The 21229-nt window shown below is 43.4% G+C and carries 20 protein-coding genes, 2 tRNA genes and 1 pseudogene; 15 read left to right on the forward strand and 8 right to left on the reverse strand.

Annotated features, from left to right (window positions below; all coding sequences use genetic code 11):
• Positions 1 to 104: 104 nt before the first annotated feature.
• The 4 genes and pseudogenes from proC to IEU85_RS08850 all read left to right on the forward strand — a co-directional run bounded on the left by proC (position 105) and on the right by IEU85_RS08850 (position 3433).
• Positions 105 to 932 carry a pyrroline-5-carboxylate reductase gene (gene proC, locus IEU85_RS01445; protein ID WP_268234205.1) on the forward strand — a complete coding sequence of 276 codons (828 nt, stop codon included), beginning with the start codon at positions 105 to 107 and terminating at the stop codon, positions 930 to 932.
• 64 nt (positions 933 to 996) lie between these two features.
• On the forward strand, positions 997 to 2085 hold the full coding sequence (gene ychF, locus IEU85_RS01450; protein ID WP_188354469.1) for a redox-regulated ATPase YchF: 1089 nt from the start codon (positions 997 to 999) through the stop codon (positions 2083 to 2085).
• A gap of 215 nt (positions 2086 to 2300) precedes the next feature.
• Positions 2301 to 3038, forward strand: a pseudogene (locus tag IEU85_RS08920) (tyrosine-type recombinase/integrase).
• A gap of 146 nt (positions 3039 to 3184) precedes the next feature.
• A complete protein-coding gene (locus IEU85_RS08850; protein ID WP_371866621.1) occupies positions 3185 to 3433 on the forward strand; it encodes an ImmA/IrrE family metallo-endopeptidase in 249 nt (82 codons plus the stop codon).
• A 16-nt stretch (positions 3434 to 3449) separates the two neighbouring features.
• Here IEU85_RS08850 and IEU85_RS01465 read toward each other — a convergent pair whose 3' ends face one another.
• Together IEU85_RS01465 and IEU85_RS01470 are read right to left on the reverse strand one after the other, a co-directional pair.
• Positions 3450 to 4496, reverse strand: a complete 1047-nt coding sequence (locus IEU85_RS01465; protein WP_188354471.1) for an Abi family protein — start codon at positions 4494 to 4496, stop codon at positions 3450 to 3452.
• A 273-nt stretch (positions 4497 to 4769) separates the two neighbouring features.
• The gene (locus IEU85_RS01470; RefSeq protein ID WP_188354472.1) at positions 4770 to 5123 is read right to left on the reverse strand and encodes an ImmA/IrrE family metallo-endopeptidase; all 354 of its coding nucleotides are present in this window, start codon (positions 5121 to 5123) and stop codon (positions 4770 to 4772) included.
• 282 nt (positions 5124 to 5405) lie between these two features.
• Here IEU85_RS01470 and IEU85_RS01475 point away from each other — a divergent pair, with 282 nt between their 5' ends.
• Together IEU85_RS01475 and IEU85_RS01480 are read left to right on the forward strand one after the other, a co-directional pair.
• The gene (locus IEU85_RS01475; RefSeq protein ID WP_188354473.1) at positions 5406 to 5675 is read left to right on the forward strand and encodes a hypothetical protein; all 270 of its coding nucleotides are present in this window, start codon (positions 5406 to 5408) and stop codon (positions 5673 to 5675) included.
• Positions 5676 to 5837: 162 nt separating this feature from the next.
• Positions 5838 to 6182 (forward strand): hypothetical protein, encoded by a 345-nt coding sequence (locus tag IEU85_RS01480; RefSeq protein WP_188354474.1) that lies wholly within the window; start codon positions 5838 to 5840, stop codon positions 6180 to 6182.
• A 205-nt stretch (positions 6183 to 6387) separates the two neighbouring features.
• Here IEU85_RS01480 and IEU85_RS01485 read toward each other — a convergent pair whose 3' ends face one another.
• The gene (locus IEU85_RS01485) at positions 6388 to 6591 is read right to left on the reverse strand and encodes a hypothetical protein (RefSeq protein ID WP_188354475.1); all 204 of its coding nucleotides are present in this window, start codon (positions 6589 to 6591) and stop codon (positions 6388 to 6390) included.
• 616 nt (positions 6592 to 7207) lie between these two features.
• Here IEU85_RS01485 and IEU85_RS01490 point away from each other — a divergent pair.
• Positions 7208 to 7501, forward strand: coding sequence for a hypothetical protein (locus IEU85_RS01490; RefSeq protein ID WP_188354476.1), 294 nt, complete (start codon positions 7208 to 7210; stop codon positions 7499 to 7501).
• A gap of 53 nt (positions 7502 to 7554) precedes the next feature.
• A tRNA-Tyr gene (locus IEU85_RS01495) sits at positions 7555 to 7638 on the forward strand.
• A 177-nt stretch (positions 7639 to 7815) separates the two neighbouring features.
• Here the strand turns inward: IEU85_RS01495 and IEU85_RS01500 are convergent.
• Both IEU85_RS01500 and IEU85_RS01505 read right to left on the reverse strand, forming a co-directional pair.
• The gene (locus IEU85_RS01500; protein WP_188354477.1) at positions 7816 to 8472 is read right to left on the reverse strand and encodes a helix-turn-helix transcriptional regulator; all 657 of its coding nucleotides are present in this window, start codon (positions 8470 to 8472) and stop codon (positions 7816 to 7818) included.
• 54 nt (positions 8473 to 8526) lie between these two features.
• Positions 8527 to 8691 (reverse strand): hypothetical protein, encoded by a 165-nt coding sequence (locus IEU85_RS01505; protein WP_188354478.1) that lies wholly within the window; start codon positions 8689 to 8691, stop codon positions 8527 to 8529.
• 133 nt (positions 8692 to 8824) lie between these two features.
• On the opposite strand from IEU85_RS01505, the gene IEU85_RS08640 reads away from it, so the two are divergent.
• From IEU85_RS08640 to IEU85_RS01515, 3 genes are read left to right on the forward strand one after another with little or no spacing between them, the layout of a single operon-like run.
• Complete coding sequence (locus IEU85_RS08640) at positions 8825 to 8977, forward strand: hypothetical protein (protein ID WP_229714674.1); 153 nt, start codon at positions 8825 to 8827, stop codon at positions 8975 to 8977.
• Between the two features lie 12 nt (positions 8978 to 8989).
• Positions 8990 to 10255, forward strand: coding sequence for a sugar porter family MFS transporter (locus IEU85_RS01510; protein WP_268234206.1), 1266 nt, complete (start codon positions 8990 to 8992; stop codon positions 10253 to 10255).
• Position 10256: 1 nt separating this feature from the next.
• Positions 10257 to 11294: an alpha/beta hydrolase gene (locus IEU85_RS01515; RefSeq protein ID WP_188354479.1), complete on the forward strand. Its 1038-nt coding sequence runs from the start codon at positions 10257 to 10259 to the stop codon at positions 11292 to 11294.
• Between the two features lie 212 nt (positions 11295 to 11506).
• Here IEU85_RS01515 and IEU85_RS01520 read toward each other — a convergent pair whose 3' ends face one another.
• Positions 11507 to 13630 (reverse strand): Stk1 family PASTA domain-containing Ser/Thr kinase, encoded by a 2124-nt coding sequence (locus IEU85_RS01520; RefSeq protein WP_371866596.1) that lies wholly within the window; start codon positions 13628 to 13630, stop codon positions 11507 to 11509.
• A 32-nt stretch (positions 13631 to 13662) separates the two neighbouring features.
• On the reverse strand, positions 13663 to 14910 hold the full coding sequence (locus IEU85_RS01525) for a polyprenyl synthetase family protein (RefSeq protein ID WP_188354481.1): 1248 nt from the start codon (positions 14908 to 14910) through the stop codon (positions 13663 to 13665).
• Positions 14911 to 15090: 180 nt separating this feature from the next.
• Between IEU85_RS01525 and IEU85_RS01530 the strand changes: the two genes are divergently transcribed.
• The 4 genes from IEU85_RS01530 (at position 15091) to IEU85_RS01545 (ending at position 20639) form a co-directional block, all read left to right on the forward strand.
• Positions 15091 to 15831 carry a hypothetical protein gene (locus IEU85_RS01530; RefSeq protein WP_188354482.1) on the forward strand — a complete coding sequence of 247 codons (741 nt, stop codon included), beginning with the start codon at positions 15091 to 15093 and terminating at the stop codon, positions 15829 to 15831.
• An 89-nt stretch (positions 15832 to 15920) separates the two neighbouring features.
• Positions 15921 to 17327: an RNA polymerase sigma factor gene (locus IEU85_RS01535; protein WP_188354483.1), complete on the forward strand. Its 1407-nt coding sequence runs from the start codon at positions 15921 to 15923 to the stop codon at positions 17325 to 17327.
• A 90-nt stretch (positions 17328 to 17417) separates the two neighbouring features.
• Positions 17418 to 19751, forward strand: coding sequence for a DNA gyrase/topoisomerase IV subunit B (locus tag IEU85_RS01540; protein ID WP_188354484.1), 2334 nt, complete (start codon positions 17418 to 17420; stop codon positions 19749 to 19751).
• Positions 19752 to 20063: 312 nt separating this feature from the next.
• Entirely contained in the window at positions 20064 to 20639 is a 576-nt protein-coding gene (locus IEU85_RS01545) for a helix-turn-helix transcriptional regulator (protein ID WP_188354485.1), read from the forward strand.
• A 64-nt stretch (positions 20640 to 20703) separates the two neighbouring features.
• Here IEU85_RS01545 and IEU85_RS01550 read toward each other — a convergent pair.
• A tRNA-Arg gene (locus tag IEU85_RS01550) sits at positions 20704 to 20777 on the reverse strand.
• Positions 20778 to 21229 lie beyond the last annotated feature (452 nt).

Raw genomic sequence — 21229 nt, forward strand, 5'->3', positions numbered from 1 at the left:
GAGCTGCCTTTTGCATATCGGTATTAAGAATGAATTTGCGCAATCAATGATCATACAGGGCACTCAACCGCATGCTATAAAATAACGTACAGCACGAGTTTGATATTCATACAAAAGGAGCTTGCATGCAGTACGATACAACATCAGTAACGATTGGGTGTATAGGTTTTGGTGCTATGGGCAGTGCTATAGCACAGGGATTGATTGCTTCTGGAAGTGTTTCTGCAGATCATATTGTGGCTTGTGCTGCGCACTATAAGCCGTTACGGGACAAGGCTCAAGCTCTCGGTATTCGAGCAGTACGTAGCATACAGGAAGTAATAGAGCAAGCGGATGTGCTAATTCTTGCAGTAAAGCCATATGTATATGAGGCAGTATGTGAGCAGATTCGAGAGCACGTTGTGCAGCGCAGTACATTAGTGGTTTCTATTGCTGCTGGTATGCATGTTGAGCAGATGATTGCCATGCTTGGTGAAGATGCTCATGTAGTATGCACAGTACCGAATACGCCAATTGCTGTGGGCAAAGGCATTATGGTGACTGAAGCGACAGATACGTTAACCGATGAGCAGCGGGAGCTGTTTGACGCGCTTTTCAGTACAGTAGCGCTTATCGAACGTGTTGATACTGCTCATCTATCGATTGCTGGTACCGTTGCAGGATGTGCGCCTGCATATGTAGCGATGTTTATGGAGGCGCTTGCTGACGCCGGTGTAAAGTACGGGCTTACCCGGGCAACTGCATATCGTCTCGCTAGTCAAATGGTAGCGGGCACAGGTCAATTACAACGCGAAACCGGTACGCTTCCTGCCGCAATGAAAGATGCTGTATGCTCGCCAGGAGGCACTACTATTCGAGGAGTTGCTGCATTAGAACGCGCTGGATTTAGGGGAGCTATTATTGACGCTATTGATGCTATTGAAGGCAAATAAACGGTATATAAGCATATGGCGCTTGGTTGAGCGTTTGACAAGGTAAGGCGGTAGGCTGGTACACATGTCGCTTACGATTGGAATTGTAGGACTGCCAAATGTTGGTAAGTCCACTATGTTTAATGCGTTAACACGCAATAATGTGTTGGCAGAAAATTACCCATTTGCCACAATTGAACCTAATACTGGAATTGTGCCGTTGCCAGATAAACGTTTGCCAGTGCTGGCGAAGCTGGTACATACGGAAAAAATTATTCCAGCAACGGTTACGTTCGTTGATATTGCAGGTATTGTTAAGGGTGCATCTGAAGGTGAGGGTTTAGGTAATAAATTCCTCGCCAATATTCGTGAAGCGGATGCTATTTGCGAAGTAGTGCGCGCCTTTGAAGATGATGATATTGTGCATGTTAACGGCAAAGTCAACCCAGCAGATGATATCGACACCATCAATACTGAGCTGATTTTGGCTGATTTGCAGACGATTGAAAATGCCTTGCCAAAATTAGAAAAGGACTTGCGCGGTAAAAAAGTCGAAGCATCATATGTGGAAGCGGTGAAACTTGCAAAAAGTATTCTCGAATCTGGTACCACCATTGATGCTGCAGCTCAAGCAGGCAATATTGATAAAGCTGACATTGCCGAGCTGCATTTGATGACAGCAAAACCATTTATTTACGTGTTTAATGTTGATGACAATGAGCTGGGCAATGAGGAATTGAAACAGCAATTGGCAGCATCGGTGGCTCCAGCGCAGGCAATTTTCTTAAATGCACAGTTTGAAGCTGACTTGACAGAGCTTGATGAAGATGATGCGCGCGAAATGCTCGCAGATGCAGGTCTTGAGGAATCTGGCTTAGATCAGCTTGCACGTGTTGGTTTTGATGTGCTCGGTTTGCAAACTTACTTGACTGCTGGTGAAAAAGAAGTGCGTGCATGGCAGATTCATCAGGGTTGGACAGCTCCACAGGCTGCGGGCGTTATCCACTCTGATTTTGAGCGTGGGTTTATTAAAGCGGATATCGTCTCCTATGATGATTTCGTGGCGGCTGAAGGTTCTATGGTGAAAATCAAAGAAGAAGGCAAGTTACGCCAAGAAGGTCGTGACTACGTTATGCAGCCGGGTGACATTGTCGAGTTCAAGTTTAATGTCTAGAAACATGGCTTGAACGTATGGCAAAACGTTGAAATTGCAATGTTTTTGCGCTGAAAATAGTGAAAAAACAACGTAAAATGAGATAATTAAAAACTGCCGTTTTTCACACGTTTTATGCGGTTTGTGCCATTGATAAGGTGCTCATAAGGTGACCTTATTAATGGCACCTAACACCTTATGAGTGCCAATAATAGCAACGATTAAAGGGGCACATCATGACCGCAACAAGACGCACTAAAGGTGCTGGATCCATCTTCAAAGACAACAGAGGCGTATGGCACTTTAGAAAAAACCTAGGCAATAACCCAGCCACAGGCAAACCACAAATCCTCGAAGTTAAAGGCAAAATCAAATCAGAAGCAAGAGAACGATTCCAGGCAAAAATAGCCGAATACGAGCGCACAGGATACATCAAAAGCAACAAAAGCCCGTACTTTAAGGACTATACTGAACGATGGCTTGAAGACTATCAGACGCGAGTTAAACCCAACACCTACCGCACTCGTGCTGGATGAGTCAAAGCACTCAACGACATCATCGGATACGTGCGACTCGAAGACCTTAATGCGCAACACGTACACGGCATACTATGGCTGACCACGCCAAAAACACGAGCAGCAAAACGCTTCGTACCCATAGCAGAAGCCTTATGGCAACGACTATGGGCACGCATTCACAGACTGCATATTAACGATCATGAGTTCGTGTTTACTAGCGCTCGCGGTAATCCGATTCGTGATAATGTGGAGCGGTATCATTGGTTGAAAGCGTTGGAAGCGGCTGGGCTTCCTCGGGTGAAGATTCATTCGGCATGGCATTGGTTGGAGACGATGGCTGCTTGGACTAATATGCCTGATGATGTGCGGATTAGTATCATAGGACATACGAGTATTGATATGACGGCGCATTATACGCATTGTGATGCGGCGAGTTTGGGGTTGCTGCTTGCTTAGGCTATTCCGCCGTTGCGTGACGATGATGATGTGCAGGTGATTGATATTAGCTAGAGTATGAGTATTGCCGTTGTAAGCGAAAATAAACTCGTTTGCAACGGTATGTGGATAAGCGCAGCGTGAGTGGTAAGGGTAATCTTTTTGAAGTGCTTGCCAATGAGTTCGCTGGATCCCTTCTTATGCCTGAACAAGAAGTCCAAAAATGCATAGAGGCAGGCATGAGCAGAATGGATCTTGCCGTGTATTTTGGCGTATCTGTAGACGCAATAACATATCGTAGAAAGATTCTCAACATATGTACGAAAGCCCATCCAGCCTTTACGATAGATGGGCTTTCGCGAACTAGACACTGCCTAGCTTCATCACGCAACTATTCTACAGTGGGGAATAGATAAACAATATTTGAAGATATTAACTCCTAGATTTGTTCCGCCTTATTGGCAGCGCGGTAAGACTCGTCATACTGTCAGATATCTCTCCCTGATCTGTCTTTTCGTAAAAGCGAACTACGCTCATTAAAAGGATTTTCATCACATGCAATCTCAATACAAATATTTTTTTATAATGAGCAGTCTCATCTTGATACCAATCCTTGTGCTTATCAAGCCGATTAATAAAACTTTGCATTGCATGCAGCCTACCATCTCGTATCTTCCTACTGCGCACGAGGTTAATATGGGTTAGTAGTACGCATGCAAAATCATGAAGCAGTATGTCTGATAATACGTGTATTTTTACCAGTGTGCGGTCATCTGCTGGTACATCCTCAATGAGCCAATCAAGCATTTGACTTAATCTTATACTTTTCTTGGCATTGGTGTTTGAAGGTACAAGTAAACAATTATGATGCGATGCAGCATTGCGCAGAAGCCTCATGCCAAACAATAAAGGATAGATTATATCGTCAATATTGTTGTGATAAAGGAATGAATGATAACACTGAATAAGACTATTTAAAGTGCAAGTCTCCCAAAAAAGCCATATTGGTTGTGCTGAAATATACTTATCAAGCATGCCTTGAGTGTAAACAGACTGACAAAATTCATTTTTTGGCTTATATGACTGATTTTTCTTAGCATAAAACGCATTTTGATCCTGATGATATGTGTGTAATACCTCATAAGGATCGATATCATCGTATGCTGATATCAAATTATTAAAACGGATACGTAGAGAATGTTCAATATCGCCAGTCAATCCCAAAATCAATGAACGTAGATGAAAATCCAGTGCTGCAATATCTTGTAAATTAGCAAAATCAACGTTGTAATAATTATTGTCAGCATTTTTGTAAAAATTATTGTCAAAAGCCTTGAGTTTAAAATAGTAGGTGTTCTCTGTGAGGAACTTAACTGCGTCCTGTCTTGAACATTTCTCAAACTTAATATTATGCGCAGCCATATGGTCACATTGCTCTTTAGCTGTGAGAGCAGGACGCTTATTTGTTTTCTTAGACATTTCGACTCTTATAAATATAAAAATAAAAGGCGGCCCACCTATTGGCTAGCCGCCAGTTTGGAGAAGCTCACATCCGCGTAATCATACTAGATGCAATGCTTTCTCGCGTACATGTAGGAGGTAATTTTACAGGTTTTTTTGGTGTTGCGCTAGTAGATAGGCGTGTCTACTGGATATAGTGATATAATCACCAAACCTATACTATATGTAGATATTTGAATATAATCTATTATCCACTTAGATATTTTGAAAGAATGTTATTCAAATCACAACTCACACCATGCTCGCGCTCGCTAGCACAAGCAGCTGATAATCTTCCATCACGTGCACTGTAACACCCAAATCAGACGCCATCAAAAAGCGTTCACCCTCGAACATGCATTGCGCTAGCCGATACTCTAATGGGCTAACCAGCCGCAACGCAGTATCACGCCGAGCCCTACGCTCGCACTTACCAGACAGCCAGTGGTCGTGCAAACTATCCCCATACCGCGCATGAGTAAGCTCATGAGCAAGAGTGCACAAGCGTTGCACGTCCGAGAGTTTAGGGTTGAGGACGATAGTGTGCCGCTCATGATCATAGAGCCCGCACAGTTCATGCTCCAGACGTTGCTCTCTAATGCGCACGCCCAGTAGTTCAGCTTCACATGCAAGCTGGTCAAAAGTTACACTGCTCGTATCAAACCCTTTTATCTATCTTTATTAGTTTTATCCGTTTTGACACGCCTTTTGCGAAAAACTATCAATACATGTAAAACCGTCAAACGGTCAACTTGTGTGGATTACAGCTGGGCTCCCGAATGTGAGTAAGACGGTAGGTCGAGAATTCCTTTGATCTTGGAGTTGACTCTGATTTTTATCCCCTTGTTTTCTGCCTATATGCCCTTTTGCCGTGTTGGGGCTACTGCTATGAGCAAATGGAAAGCGTATCGGCGTGACGTGTTTGCTTATTATTTGGATGCGGGTTCTCCTCGTGATGGCAAGCTTATCTCTGTCAAACCTACGGTTGCCCCACCCATGCCTGTTGATGGACCACAACTATCAGACAAACAATGGAACCACATCTTGTACGGCAGCATTGTTCGCAGTGGTAGCGATTTTGACTACAGCGGTGGTCATTGTTTGGGTATAGATGAGCCGCAGATAGACCACAATTCCCTAAAACTGGGAAAGTATTAGAATAGAAAAAGAACTAGTTGACACTTATAACAAACGGTCATCAGCGAAAGACAATATTAGGCAATACGTTTTATACAAAAACAGTAGAAAAAATCACTGTTGAAGCGTTAGTAAACAGAAAACACATAATAATCTCATTCTACCCAAAGGAGGCGTAGTACTATGACGGAACGCGAACTTCGCTATAAAACTCGCCACCATCAAACATACGACACATACACCTATTGCCGAGAACTCATCAAAGGACATGTTTCTAATGAATATTTCGCATTTCTAACGCTTCCATCATTAAACTACGATTTCGGACTTTTCTTCTATGAAGCGCTCGCTGTAATTATAAAGCATGATGATTTGGATTTGCTTGCTCCTGAACAAATGAGGAGAATACTGCACTGGATGAGAGTATCATGCTTAAATATTGACGGTGAGATTGATGGTGAAATATCTGATGTTACTAAGTTATATCAGAAGTCCACTGGTGAAAAATGTAATTCCATATTCTGTTAATGCGGAGCTGTAATTTGAGCTATCACGGATGGTGGCTTTATTTTTAGGAGGCAATAATGGAGATAAGAACCTGAATAATGTTGTCGGTACAGCGACGCTTGAGCTTATACCTGATGCGCACAAGCTCAAGCTGTTGTTTCTTGTTGTGCTATTGATAAGGTGCATGTAAAGAGACCGTATAAATGGCGTTTGATAGCTGTCTGTATCATTGATTTTTATCTGCTTTTCGTGGTCTACCGCCTCCAGCGCCTTGACCCGGCATATGCGCGCGCCAATAGTCTATGGTCTCGGGTAACCAGCCACGTGTATTGCCTATCAGTGCGTCTGGCTCTGGGAGTTTGTATGCTGCGGCGTTGGTTACACCGATGTGTTTTGACACGTCTTTTACTCCTAAGAATACTTGTGTCATTGTTTTACCTCCGTAAGATAGACGGTTATTGCGCGCACGCCACCCGCAAGAGCGAATAGTCCAGCAGGAAGCGCCCAGCCCACTATGCCGCAAAGTAGCGATGTGAGTGCACATAGTGCAAGGATGATAATATTTAGAATTTTTCTGATTTTCATAAGTTATAGTATACTCAAATCAAATTAATGATGGATTAGTTGTTCTAGTTACCGAAAACTACCTGATGTTGGTGAGGCTGATGGGACAATAATTGTAATTATCATTTATGCTTAGCGATACGCAATTATATAGTCGTTTGCTAAGTACCTTACATGGTGAAGTTTGGAAGAATGCTTATCACGGGAATCACATTCTCTATGGAAATTATGATGTTCATGCGAAAAAATAGCGTGGCAGACACTTATATGACTTCGAATGAATCGAAGGGTAAGATTTCCATCGTTTCCTAAGAAATGGGACGTGCAAGATGTTCAACAAATGCTAGAATATGGATTAAGAAAATATCATGGTAGCGTTAGTCAAATAATCGAGCTCAGCGCTAATGAGAGCAACTATCGTATTGTACTGGATTGGAGCAATAGCCAAGTAACCACATTCTATCAGCTAAAGGAGCAGAGTCATGGCATTACAGCATTGCGACGACAACGATATTAATGCTTTAGCTGATATTCTCTCCGAAGCTGGGTGTGAGTATGCTGCGAAAAATATACTTAACCAGATGAATGATGCTGGTGAATTTGATGCAGCTGTAGCTATTTTTATTGCCGAGGCGCTCAAGAATAGTGTATCAATTCCGAGAACTTTATACGACGATATCATTAGTTGTTACTCACTTAATCCGCTTGATATGGATTATTGTCCACGTATGTTCAACGGGATGAAACAATTGGAAGAGAATAAGCTCGTGAAATAACTATCAAATAAGTTCTATCTGAAGCCACCCAAACGGGTGGCTTCATTGTTTTTGGCGGTGTAGTCAAGTGGTCAACGACGCTCGACTGTAACTCGAGTCCCATTTGGGTGCGCTAGGTTCGAATCCTGCCGCCGCCACGTTTCGCAGACTCCGCACGCTGCGTTGTTAACAGTGCGCCAAAACACAGTAAAGGATTACATTATGTTCAAGCCAGAAGAACTCTTGCATCTCTTTACCAGCATGGTGGAAAAGGTAGATAGGCTCTTTTCAGGTTGTATTCCGGATATAAAAACGGGGGGTGCGTTACTCTGCCATTATTGCGCATACTGTTTACGATATTGCAGTGGATGCATACCATAGTGCTGTTTGAAAATAGCGATAAAGCTTCGCGCACTTGCAAATCCCGTCTGGCGAGCGATGTCGTTCAATGATCCGGGGTATTGATACATCAAGAGATAGTAGGCATCTTCAAGGCGTAATGTAGTGAGATACTCTTTGAATGTAATTGAGCTATTTGCTTTAAAAAGACGAGAAAAATATTCACGACTGTACCCAAAATATGAAGCGACATCTTGTGCTCTGAGTGCATGTCGTTTATGGGCATCAATATAGCCAAAAATAGGTTGCATAATATTTTGCCCGTGTTGTGTTATTGGTTGTTTGCGACTTCCAACAGTAAATTTTCTAAATGTTAAATACGCTATTTCAAAGAGTAGGGCGTTAATTTTTAATGAACGTTCAGCGCTGATTGCTGATGTAAGATCATAAATTTGCATACACAAATCTATAAATTGAGCTCTATCCGCATCAGTGGCTTGAGGAGCATTGGGGCTAAGTAGCACATTATCTACCAAGTTATATACTTGGCGAAGTCGTACATCATCATATGTCATAGAGATAATAAGCGGATTTTTTCCATTGCGTTTCTCTTCTACAAAATTATGTAATTCATAGGGAGAAATAATACACATTTTGCCGGGATACAGTGCTTCGACTTTTGAACCTATGGTTACAGTGCCACTGCCTTAAATCACGTAATTCATTTCCAGTCCAGCATGCCAATGTGTTGGTACTAACTCTGGCTGCTGATGAATAAGTACTCTAGCGATATATCGTGAGGAACATGCACTTTGTTCACAATAGTTTCTATCAATAACTGGGCTATCTTTAACGATGAACTCATTATTCATGAATATCACCTCGGTACAAAGTACGTTACGAAAGTGCTATAACTATGTCACAAAAAGTATATTTGTCATTCCGAGTATTCCTAATATTAAACAATGACAAGGTCGTCAAAGAAATACATAAGGGGGGATAGCCATGTCACAGTCTCATACTGCTACTGCACAATTAGCCCCAGCAGTAAAGCGCAAAATAATTGTGGTATGTTTATGTGCTGCAGTGGGCGGTTTCTTATTTGGTTATGATACTTCTGTAATCAATGGTGCTGTTGATTCGATTGCGGGCACATAGTCTGGTTTTGGACTGAGTAGTGCTATGAGCGGTCTTTCGGTATCATGCGCACTTCTAGGATGTGTACTTGGAGCATGGTTCACTAGTCAAATAGCTGATCGGTTTGGTAGAGTGCCTACTATTCTTATAGCGGCAATATTGTTTATTATCAGTTCTATTTTTTCAGCATTTGCTACTGGTATCTGGATGTTTATTTTCTTCCGTTTAGTCGGCGGATTAGGTGTTGGACTTACCTCGGTAATCGGACCAGCATATATTGCAGAGATTACTCCTGCGCAGATGCGAGGATTCCTTGGAAGTTTTCAACAATTGGCGATTGCTTTAGGTATTTTGGCTTCAGTTATTGTAAATGCTGTTTTCGCAGGTATTTCTGGTAGTGCCGATAACCCATTCTGTTTTGGTGTTAGCACGTGGCGTTGGATGCTGCTTTCCATGATTGTTCCTGCGGTTATTATGCTTATTGTTTCATTTACGCTTCCTGAATCTCCCCGATTCTTAGTGATGAAAGGCAAGGATAGTCAAGCGGAACATATTTTGGGAACAATTGTTGGTGAAGCTAACCCTAGGGCAAAAGTTGCTGAAATTCGCCACACTATGAACCACGAACATATTGCTCGTTTGCATGACTTGCGAGGTCCAACATTTGGTTTGAAAAAAGTTGTTTGGCTTGGCATTGGTATTGCTCTATTACAGCAGGTTTGTGGCATCAATATTATTTTGTATTATGACTCAAGTCTGTGGAAATCAGTTGGTTTTAGTGAACAAGCAGCTTTGAATATTTCTGTCTATCGCACTATTGCCGCGGTGCTTGCGACTGTTGTTTATATGGTAATTGTAGATAAAGTTGGTCGTCGTAATATTTTGAAGTGGGGCTCTGTTGCTATGGCAGTGTTCTTAGCAATTGCAAGTTTTGGCTTCCACCAAGCAACTATAACTGATGCTGGAATTTCGCTACCAGGTATTTGGAGACCGGTTACATTGCTTGCCGTGTACGCATTTTATGTGACATTCTGTCTAACATGGGGTCCAGCGATGTGGGTAGTTATTGGAGAAATATTCCCTAATGATATTCGTGCTCTTGGTGTGGCTGTTGCAACTGCATTTAACTGGATTGGCAACTTTGCAGTTTCTAATACATTCCCTCCTTTGAAGAATCTGATTGGGATTGGCAATGTTTATTTGATCTATGCGGTGTTTGCATTACTAGGATATGTGTTTGTTGTAAAGTTATTACCAGAAACTGCTGGTGTAACTTTGGAAGATATGAAGGCAGAATAATATGTTCGCAAAAACACAAGAAAATATTGATAGAATACGCACTTTTACGCCGGTTGATGAGGATTTAGCGCAGATACCAGCAGATATTGCGCGAGTAGCTATTGAAACTCGCGAACAATTTGGGCTTGGTGTTGATTCTTATCGCTGCCAACTATGGTGTGATCCTGATGGTATTGATGTGTTTGCTGATATCGCGTATGCACAACCTACCGGTGATACGATTGCGCATATCAAAGCTCATAGTCTTGATATTTACCTACCGCATGACGCTTTGTTGCGAGGCGGAGCTACGTTGCCAGTGATTGTTGACATCCATGGCGGTGGTTTTGTTTACGGGTATAAGGATTTGAATCGCAATTTTGGCACTCACGTAGCATCATATGGTGTTGCTGTGGTGTCTTTGGGGTATCGTCTTGCTCCAACGACTGATTTTATGGGTCAATTGCAAGACATTTTTACCGCGCTACAGTGGTTACAAGCTCACGCACACGAATACCCTATAGATTTGCGTAACTTGTTTATCACCGGCGACTCCGCAGGGGCAACCCTTGCACTCTACACAGCTGCAGCTCTCAATAGCACTGTAGTCGGTGAGCAGCTGCATTGTCCAATACAAGATTTGCCGGTTCGAGGTACGATATTCCAATCCGGATTATTTGAGTTGGAACCATTTACACGTGGGTCATCTACCACGGATACGCTGCCATACATCGCCCAAATGGGAGGGACATTCTTCACATCGTTCGCCGAACAAACTACAGAGGAATTGCAATCTATGCAAGGGCTTGTACAATATGCGCAGTTGCCACCATCGGTAGTTATTACGAGTTCCGATGATTTCTTGGAAACGCAGTCATTACTATTTGCTGCAGCTATGCGACAGCGTGGTAATTATTGTGAAATCTACGATGTTGTGCCTACTAAAGGTAAGACATTAGGTCATGTTTTTCCTGTGGGGCAGGTTTGGCTCGAAGAGTCACAGCAAGTATTTGAAATCATGCAACGTTTTGTTTTTGATCATTCACAATATTATCTCTAGTAGTTTCTCTAGAAATATCGTTGGATGAAACTTTCGCTAATTCACTCACATCGCGTATATGCACACTTTCGTGCATGCAGTTTTCAATTGCTGTGATATGGATAAGCGTTATGCGCATGCGCTTTGTGCGCTATTACATGTCGTAGTATATGCAAGAGTGTGGTTCTAAATACATTGTATGCTTGCATATGCGTTATGCATGTATCTGTTTACTACACAATAGTGAGCGTAATAGTAGTGGCATTGCCTTGTGTATCGCGCAGACGTACGTCGCCTCCGCTGGAATACGATTTGCCGTCTACACTTATTTCACGTACTGTGCCAAAAATGCCGCCAAGGACACGATTGGTAGTGACTTTGAATCCAAGTTGTTCAAGGGTTTGTGTTACCTGCTTTTCATTTTTGCCAATTAAGTTTTCAGGAATATGAGCAGTTTCAGGACCCTTGGAAATCACCACATCTACAGTATCACCCCAATGCAATTGAGCATTCGCGTGTTCAGAGGTGCTGATGACAGTGCCAGCAGGAACACTATCACTAAACTCCTCACTGCTATTTGCTTTGAGCTGTGCTTCCTGTAATGCAGCCTGTGCTTCGTCCCATGACTTTCCTTCAATATCAGGCATACTCACAGGTTTTGGTCCAAGAGAAAGCACAACAGTTACTGCTTCATTATGGTTCAGTGTGCTTCCTGGGTCTGGAGTAATACTAATCAAGGCGCCTTGTGGATGATCTATGGAGTATTCGTCTGAGGATTCATCATGGATAATATTGGTGAATCCAGCTTCCCGTAATGCTGCTAATGGTTTGGTATTGTTGGTCGATCCAAGCTGGGTAATATCTTCTGGAATAGTGGCTTGTTGAATGCCTTGTGAGACGGTCACAATCAGCGTACCACTATGTTTATTGATATGGTCTCCCACATGTTCAGGCGAAGTAGTAGTAATATAGCCTCGTTTTATCGTGTCGCTATAGTCATGCTTCACTTCATAAGGGATATTTGCTACTTTCAGCGTTGATTCATACTCTTTCCATGACGCTCCTTTTAGCGAGCATGGCTTATCATCAACGCATTGAATATCGGTTGGTGCTGGCAGTTGCCAGTAGCTTCCAGGTCCTGCTTGCGTCCACCACCATGCGCCTGCCGCAATTGCAAGAGCAAGTACTACAGCACTGATAATGCTGATAAGTGCGATACGTCGTTTGTTATGCGGTTGATTCGTGCTTTGCTGATCTGCTTGTGCAGCTTGCGTTTGGTGCAAGGCCTGAGTTGGAGCATCAGAAGGAGTGTTGCCTAGTGTTTGCGTTGCTTGTGTATTGTCTGTTAAAGCCGCAGTTTCAAGCATTTGGTCTGCTTGTAGTGGTGACTGCTCTATACCAGAGTTTGTAGTTTGTTGCTGCATTGCCGCGGTGTGTTGGGCTTGAGGCAGCAGACTCGTGTAATGCTCAGTAGTATCGCCAAGACGCAAGGCAAGTTGTTCAGGAGTTAAACTCTGCATACACGTGCGTACAAGAGCTAGGGCAACAGCGCCATCTTGTGGGCGATTTTCAATATTGCGTGCAGCAAGAGTGCTAATCAATGTTGATACTGAACCAGGAATTCTAGTGTCAAGGGCATGTAATGCTGGCACATCCTCGTGTACGTGCTTGAACATAACGGTTACTGTATTTTCAGATTGGAATGGCAGTTTTCCAGTAAGCATTTCCCAAGCCATAATGCCAACTGAATAAATATCTCCCTGCGCAGTGGCTTGATTATGTTCGATCATCTCTGGAGCAAGGTAGCCTGCTGTGCCAAGTAGCATGCCAGTTGTTGCAAGTGTAGCTTGTGATGTGGCTTTTGCTAATCCAAAATCTGTAATGCGCACACGTCCGCGATCAGTGAGCATAATATTTTCTGGCTTCATATCACGGTGAATAATACCTGCAGCATGAGCCGCGGCTAAACCTTCTAGAATGCCGTCAACAATACGGAGTGTTTCGCGTACAGTGCATGTTCCGCGTCGTTCCAGCTCTTGTCGCAGAGTAACACCATGCACATATTCCATAACCAAATATTCAAGACCGTTGTAGCTGCCAGTATCATAAATTTGCACAATATGAGGATTAGAAATTTTGGCAGCTGACTGAGCTTCTCTATGGAAACGCTCAATGAACTGATCTTTATGTGGTCCTTGGGCTAATTGCACATGCATAACTTTTACAGCCACATCACGCTCAAGTTTAATATCGGTTGCTTGATAGACGGTTGCCATTCCGCCTTGTGCTATAAGTTTGGTGATCTGGTATCGCCCGTCAATAAGTTCACCAATTTGTGGTTGTGTCGCCATGTACATTCCTTCATGTTGTGCAATGACACTATTGTACTCTACTCATGCACTTGGGGGATGAAGAGTGAACAAGTTGCAAGTATATTGTCGATATTGGGCGTAGTAAATGACAGTTCTTTTGCTGCACGTTGTAAACAACCTACTGATTGTTGGTAGAGCACAGTAATGCGTGATTGTGATTGCTTCACTGCGCCACTGCTATGCATGAGCTCAATAATTCGCTTACATGTTGCTTCGTCTCGGTGTGCTTGCATATATGCATTGATAATAAACTCACGCTGTGTTGTATCTACTGCTTGCAGTGTGTCAGCAAGCAGTATTGTACGTTTACCTTCACGAATATCGCCACCTAATGGCTTACCGCTGTGATGGGGATTTGCGGTAACGTCGATAAGATCATCTGCAATCTGAAACGCTAATCCTAATGGCAATCCTACGCGCATACTCCACGCGTGAGCAACTTGTGGATGTAAACCTGCAGCAAGACCTGCTAAGGCAAGGGGAGCGATAGTGGTGTAGCTTGCTGTTTTCCAGCGGTAGACTTTCATAGCGTTTGCAATAATTGCTTGTGGCTCGTCAAGTGGCATGTGTTCGCTGGCTAAATCAAGTATTTGACCGAGTTCGACATCGCGATGCATATTCATAAATCGGTGAAGTATATGTTGGCTGAACACAGGTTCATGGTGAGCAATGTTGAGATCGGCGAGGACGCTCATGCTTATAGTAGTAAGTAAATCGCCAAACATAATGCCAAGCCCAGTACCGCTAACGCCAGGACGAGCAAGAGCACGGTGTGCTGTGGGCTTGCCGCGGCGAGTATCAGCATCGTCGATAATATCGTCATGGACAAGAGCCGCGGTCTGATACATTTCGATGGCACTAGCGAGGCTCACCATAGCATCGCGATCTATGGAATTGCCGATACGTGTATGGGCGCATTCATCGCCATGGGTACACGAGGATGGCTCGCTGTTTGTAGTTTGTTGGCAAGCATCGAACCATGCTAATGCGAGTAGGGCGCGGAGGCGTTTTCCTCCAGTATTTGATGTGTGTGCTTGTGTGGCAATATCTTCGATAAGTGGGTAGTAATAGTCAGTGCTTTCAGCGCAACGACTGAAATTGCATTGTTGGTCGATAAGCTGATTAATGCGCGCTTCTATAGCTTCACGATCAGTATCAAGAGTATGCAGTATTTCGTAGTTTGTTGCCGCATCAAGTTGTTGCGAAACATCGTGTGTATTGGTGGAGGTCAGTGATTGCTGACTATTGCTGTGGAGTATACCCATGGTATTGAGCGTAGTAGATGGTCAGTAAAAGTAGCTTACGCACAGTTTTGTATGCTAATAGACTACATACATTCGATAACAATTCCAAGATATATGGATTCTTGCTGCAAACTCTGACACTGTAAGACATAGCAAATAAAAGCGCCAGCAGCATGGCATACAGCGATATAGGGAGAAAATATGACTATTGCAGTAGGTATTCCAGGGTGGGTAGCGGCATATTGTGATCAACAGCAGGACGAGCATAGTGTGCGTGAGTTCGTTATTCACCATACTTCACCAGTGGATCAGTCGATGGCATCGCCACCTATGCAATACAGTGAAGAGGATATAGAGCAAGCGTTACACAAACACCAACAATTGCGTATGGAACAGGGTATTGTCAAAGCAGATACCATGCTTATCAAACGATATATTGCGAAGTGGCTTGATTGTTTGGAACATGGTATTACCGCACCACAATATGAAACGTGGAAGCATACGTGTGTAGCTATGCATGTACATCGACCGGCTCGAGATGCATGTATTTTGAGTGTACTTGATGAAACACTAGATATTGCAGATATGGAGCTGTTGTCCATTGGAGTACCAAGAACACCATGCGCTCGCAAAACCGCTGAGATTATCGAGCGGGCATATAAGGATAAGTCGCTGCGTCCTAACCTTGTCCGTTGTCAGCATGGCATTGACTATCTTGTTGAAGTGGTGCGTTGTGTGCCTTATGAATACAGCGAGCAAGCGTTTGCTGCATTAACGTATATATTATGGTTTGTTGGACAGCAAACACAAAGTTATGCGTGCGCCCAGCAGACCTTAGCAATAAATGCGACGAATACTCTGGCCAAGATTATTGAGCAGGCTATTATACGTGGATTATTTCCTCGATGGGTGGGGCAAACTCAGCAATTGTGCAGATTATAGCCGAAATTTCGCCACGCGCAAGAGTGTTGCGGGGAATAATCGTCTTGGCAACATGGTTAGCTCAGTAGTTGACATTGCCTCGCATAGCTATGCCCTATGAAGGAAATAGGGTATGTGCGGGCTCGATTCAGGAGGAGACATTGGCCACCGAAAAGACGGCATCTCGCAAGACGAAGGCATCTAGCACGAAAACTGTTAGTACAAAAAAATCTTCAAAGGCAAAGTCACAAGTTGAGGATAAAGATTTGCAGCAACTTGATGACGAGGATATGGATGATACGAGCTTAGATCTCGAAGACACTGATCCAGATGATGACGAGATTGGTGCTGATCTAGATGACGATCTCACCGATGATTTAGACGATGATCTCAACGATCTTGACAGTGATGATGATTTTGACAACGATCTCGATAATGACGATGATAGTGATGAAGATCATCATGATGATGACGATGAGGATAGTAAGCCAGAGCCTCCAGCACAGCCAACGGAAAAAGGCGCATATGTTGTTACCTACTTTGATGATGACGACAACTACACGCCTTCAGGCAATCCAAAGCGTCGAGTAATCGCAACCGGTGCTACTGCAGATCCTGTAAAAGATTATCTCAAGCAAATTGGTCGTGTTAACCTGCTGAATGCAGAACAAGAAGTTGATTTATCAGAGCGCATTGAGGCTGGCTTATATGCCCAACACCTGCTTGATACCGAAGGCGATACACTCGATTTTAAGCGTCGCCGTGAATTAAAGTGGGCTGCTAATGATGGTCGTAAGGCCAAGGATCATTTGCTTGAAGCAAATCTTCGTTTGGTGGTCTCCCTTGCTAAGCGCTATACCGGTCGTGGCATGCTATTCCTCGACTTAATTCAGGAAGGCAATCTGGGTCTGATTCGTGCTGTAGAAAAGTTTGACTGGAAGAAGGGCTTTAAGTTCTCCACGTATGCCACATGGTGGATTCGTCAGGCGATTACCCGTGCTATGGCTGATCAGGCACGCACTATTCGCGTTCCAGTGCATATGGTGGAAGTTATTAACAAGCTTTCTCGTGTACAGCGTCAGATGTTGCAGGATTTGGGTCGTGAACCTACGCCTGATGAATTGGCTCGTGAGCTCGATATGCCAGTTGAAAAAGTGCAGGAAGTGCAAAAGTATGGACGTGAGCCAATTTCCTTGCACACACCTTTGGGTGAGGACGGCGATTCTGAGTTTGGCGATTTGATTGAAGATACAGATGCTATTGCGCCGTCTGAGGCAGTTGCGTTCTCGTTGCTTCAAGAGCAGTTTAAGCAAGTGCTTGAGACACTGTCTCCTCGTGAGGCTGGTGTTATTAAGATGCGTTATGGTTTGGAAGACGGTCAACCAAAGACACTTGACGATATTGGGCGCGTCTATGGAGTAACTCGTGAACGTATTCGTCAGATTGAGTCTAAGACAATGTCTAAGCTCCGTCACCCATCACGTTCACAAACCTTGCGTGATTTCTTGGATCAGTGACGTGCTTTGATAGGCATACTGCATGGGTGTAGTATGCCTATTTGTTGTGTTAACCGGTAGTACTCTCTGGAAAACTATAAGAGGGAAGTAATGGCAAAACAAGAGCAGACAGCAAGTGAGTATGGCGCAAAGGATCTTGCAGTACTTGAAGGGCTTGATGCAGTGCGCAAGCGCCCAGGTATGTATATTGGTACCACTGATAGTCAAGGTCTGATGCACTGCTTGTGGGAGATTATCGACAATGCTGTTGATGAGGCACTTGCTGGTTTCTGCGATGCTATTACCGTGACTTTACATAGTGATGGCTCAATTAGTGTTGCTGATAACGGTCGTGGTATTCCAGTTGATATTGAGCCAAAAACAGGGCTTTCAGGTGTAGAAGTGGTGCTCACCAAGCTGCATGCTGGAGCAAAATTTGGTAATGCCTCATACAATGCTAGCGGCGGTTTGCACGGTGTAGGCTCCTCAGTAGTTAATGCTCTCAGTTCTCGTCTCGATGTTGAAGTGGATCGAGATGGAACAACATGGCGCATGGAGTTTAGACAGGGGCATCCAGGTGTCTATAAAGATGCTGATCCAAATAAACCTAACCCTGGATCCCCATTTACGAAAACTCGTAAGAATAAAGCAACAGAACTACGAAAAGTGGCAACTGTTGGTAAAGGTGTTACTGGTACGCGAATTCGTTACTGGGCGGATCCAGAAATTTTCAATGATACAGCACAATTTGACTATGACAAGCTGATTGACCGTGTACGCCAAACAAGTTTCTTAGTTCCCGGTCTTGCTATTACAGTTATTGATGAGCATATTCCTGAGAGTACCACTGGAGAAAATAGTGAAGTTGTTGAAGACGCGACGCATGTAGAAAACGTAGTTGATCAGGCATCGCAGATTAATGACATTGAAGCCAGTGATGAAGCACAGGCTACCAATAGTGGTAATGCTACTGAGCCAGCGCATAAGGACGAGCTTGGAACTCAGCAGGCAGATCAGCTTGCACAGCAGCAAAATGCGCAGCATGCGCCTTTTGCTCATCCTCGCGTGCAACAGTTTATGCATACCGGCGGTGTTGTGGATTTTGTAGACTTTTTATCTACTGGCGAGCCAGTATGCGATATTTGGCATATTAGTGGATCTGATACCTATGAAGAAGAAACTCAGGCCGTTGGTGCTGATGGTGATTTACATGCGCAAATGGTAGAGCGCACTTGTGATGTGGACATCGCTCTAAGATGGACTAACGACTACGACACTCAAATCCGCAGTTTTGTTAATGTAGTAGAAACTCCTGGCGGTGGTATGCATGTAGATGGATTCTTAAATGCGCTAACCCGCCAAGTGCGTAAAACTGTTGAAGCTAACGCGCGCAAACTCAAAGTAAATCTTAAAGATTCTGCAACAAAAATCGAGCGTGATGATGTTACTACTGGTCTTGTGGCAGTAGTAACTGTGCGTATTGCTGAGCCACAATTCCAAGGTCAGACTAAAGATGTGCTAGGAACTGCGCAAGTCAAACCAATCGTGACAAAACTCACCGATGATGTTTTCGGGCAGATGATTACCGGTGCGAAACGTGGATTCAAAGAGCAATCTGGGCGAGTACTTGAGAAAATCGTTGGCGAAATGCATGCGCGTATTCAAGCACGCAAAACCAAAGAAGTTACCCGCAGGAAGAATGCGCTGGAATCGGCTTCAATGCCGGCAAAGTTATCAGATTCAATGCCTGGAAATGATGATATTGCTGAGTTATTTATTGTAGAGGGTGACTCGGCACTCGGCACAGCAAAAGCTGCACGAAATTCGGCATTCCAAGCATTACTGCCAATTCGTGGCAAAATTTTGAATGTGCAAAAAGCCTCTGTCTCGCAGATGCTGGCGAATAAAGAGTGTGCTGCCATTATTCAGGTAATAGGCGCTGGTTCTGGTACTACATTTGATTTGGAGCAGGCGCGCTATAACAAAATTATTATGATGACCGATGCGGACGTGGATGGTGCGCATATTCGTATTTTGCTACTCACGCTGTTTTATCGCTATATGCGACCGCTTATTGAGGCAGGTCGTGTATATGCTGCTGTGCCACCATTGCACAGAATTGCTTTAGCAGGCTCGAGAAAAGGCGAGTATATTTATACGTACTCTGATGATGAGCTGCAGAGAAAAACACAGCAACTTATTCAAGATGGTATTGCGTTTAGTGATGATATTCAGCGCTATAAGGGCTTGGGTGAAATGGATGCTGATCAGTTAGCAGACACCACAATGGATCCACGCTCAAGGATGCTGAGAAGAATTCGCATGGAAGATGCAGAGCACGCGGCACAAATGTTCAGTTTGCTTATGGGAGATGAAGTCCCTCCGCGCAAGCAATTCATTATTGATAATGCTGACGATTTTGATAGATCTAATATTGATGCATAAGCAGTAGTTGATACAGCTACGCAAGATGTAAGAGAAGATCAAAGAGCATTGATCTTCTCTTTTTATTTGAGTTTGTTAAAAGTCATAACGAGTAGATTGTTGCAGAATGGGAATAGAAAGCGAGATTCGGGCTACGGCTGATAAGGGTTGAGAGTCTGAGCAAGTATGCAGGACTTCGCTTCAATACTCTGCAAAAACCTTTAAATTACTGGTATGTCAAGATATTTTGACATGAAATATGCCAAATGTAAAGGGATGTTGATAGAGAGCAAAGCATAAGTTGTGTACGCTATGGAGTATGGAGGTGAGGGCATGCAGTTAGGAAAGACAATTAAAGCGTATCGGAAACAATATTCGATGTCTCAGGAGCAGTTGGCATCAAAGTTGTATGTTTCAAGACAGACGGTTTCTTCTTGGGAGAACGATAAAAGTTACCCGGATATTCAAAGTTTGGTGTTACTATCCGAAATTTTTGGCACTACCGTGGATCAGTTAGTAAGAGAGGATTACAAGGTCATGCAAAACATTGCTTCACATGAGGATCGAGCCGAGTTCAAAAAATGGGTTAGTGTCATGGCGCTATTACTCCTAGTTACTCTAGTGTCTGCAGTGCCATTGATAGTGCTACTTGATTGGCCAGGGATTGGAATTTGGCTCGCCCTATGTGTTCTTACTATGATTGCTGCGTTTAAGGTTGAACACTTAAAAAGGCATCATGAGTTAAGAACATATAAGGAAATTGTGGCCTTTATGGAAGGTAAAACATTAGATGAGATTGCACAAGCTCGGGAGAGCGGCAAATATGTGTATCAAAAAGGGTATCTGATTATTGCAATAACACTTATTTCGATTATCGTTACCTATGCAATGATGAAAGTATTGATGTAAGGGGTAGAAAAGTAAGGTATTGGGATATCGAAAAAACCGAAGCATAATACCTCGGGTTAAAGAGTGCGCCAGACAGGATTCGAACCTGCAACCTTTTGATCCGTAGTCAAATGCTCTAATCCATTGGGCTACTGGCGCATGTTTACTGGATTGCTCCAAGCAACTTGAATAATATATAGCAAGTTTGTCTTCTGGTCAAATCGGCGTGTTTCTGATGTGTGTATGTTTTTAGTTTATATCAGAGTTTTCTAGTAGTTATAGGGTAATAAGGGTGTGAGCTGTGTATTACATAATTGCTAGGCAGATTGTTGAGCTATTGCTGGTTATTGAAATATTACTGCGTGAATGCGGTGTGTAAGAAGGGTAATGTAAATTGATGTCAATAAGTGAGTGGGTACTGTACTGTTGTGCATGAAATATTGGCTGTTCTGTTCTAAAGTTTTCCTATATGTAAATGGTAGGGTGTTGATAGCGAGCGTTGTGAGTTGTACCTCCTCAATTTGTGAAAACAACACGCACGGCTTATTTTGGAGTGTTGCTTGATTTTTCAAAGTTGTTCACGCTAACACAAGCATAATTTAGTAAAACTT

Origin of the sequence: Galliscardovia ingluviei, from assembly GCF_014635685.1 — a bacterium.
GTDB lineage: Bacteria > Actinomycetota > Actinomycetes > Actinomycetales > Bifidobacteriaceae > Galliscardovia > Galliscardovia ingluviei.

What these genes read in the sequence shown, in the direction of transcription:
- ychF (WP_188354469.1), top strand. Translation starts at nt 997, where the DNA reads ATGTCGCTTACGATTGGAATTGTAGGACTGCCAAATGTTGGTAAGTCC.
- IEU85_RS01465 (WP_188354471.1), bottom strand. Translation starts at nt 4,496, where the DNA reads ATGTCTAAGAAAACAAATAAGCGTCCTGCTCTCACAGCTAAAGAGCAA.
- IEU85_RS01475 (WP_188354473.1), top strand. Translation starts at nt 5,406, where the DNA reads ATGAGCAAATGGAAAGCGTATCGGCGTGACGTGTTTGCTTATTATTTG.
- IEU85_RS01480 (WP_188354474.1), top strand. Translation starts at nt 5,838, where the DNA reads ATGACGGAACGCGAACTTCGCTATAAAACTCGCCACCATCAAACATAC.
- IEU85_RS01485 (WP_188354475.1), bottom strand. Translation starts at nt 6,591, where the DNA reads ATGACACAAGTATTCTTAGGAGTAAAAGACGTGTCAAAACACATCGGT.
- IEU85_RS01490 (WP_188354476.1), top strand. Translation starts at nt 7,208, where the DNA reads ATGGCATTACAGCATTGCGACGACAACGATATTAATGCTTTAGCTGAT.
- IEU85_RS01500 (WP_188354477.1), bottom strand. Translation starts at nt 8,472, where the DNA reads ATGTGTATTATTTCTCCCTATGAATTACATAATTTTGTAGAAGAGAAA.
- IEU85_RS01505 (WP_188354478.1), bottom strand. Translation starts at nt 8,691, where the DNA reads ATGAATAATGAGTTCATCGTTAAAGATAGCCCAGTTATTGATAGAAAC.
- IEU85_RS08640 (WP_229714674.1), top strand. Translation starts at nt 8,825, where the DNA reads ATGTCACAGTCTCATACTGCTACTGCACAATTAGCCCCAGCAGTAAAG.
- IEU85_RS01515 (WP_188354479.1), top strand. Translation starts at nt 10,257, where the DNA reads ATGTTCGCAAAAACACAAGAAAATATTGATAGAATACGCACTTTTACG.
- IEU85_RS01520 (WP_371866596.1), bottom strand. Translation starts at nt 13,630, where the DNA reads ATGTACATGGCGACACAACCACAAATTGGTGAACTTATTGACGGGCGA.
- IEU85_RS01525 (WP_188354481.1), bottom strand. Translation starts at nt 14,910, where the DNA reads ATGGGTATACTCCACAGCAATAGTCAGCAATCACTGACCTCCACCAAT.
- IEU85_RS01530 (WP_188354482.1), top strand. Translation starts at nt 15,091, where the DNA reads ATGACTATTGCAGTAGGTATTCCAGGGTGGGTAGCGGCATATTGTGAT.
- IEU85_RS01535 (WP_188354483.1), top strand. Translation starts at nt 15,921, where the DNA reads ATGCCCTATGAAGGAAATAGGGTATGTGCGGGCTCGATTCAGGAGGAG.
- IEU85_RS01540 (WP_188354484.1), top strand. Translation starts at nt 17,418, where the DNA reads ATGGCAAAACAAGAGCAGACAGCAAGTGAGTATGGCGCAAAGGATCTT.
- IEU85_RS01545 (WP_188354485.1), top strand. Translation starts at nt 20,064, where the DNA reads ATGCAGTTAGGAAAGACAATTAAAGCGTATCGGAAACAATATTCGATG.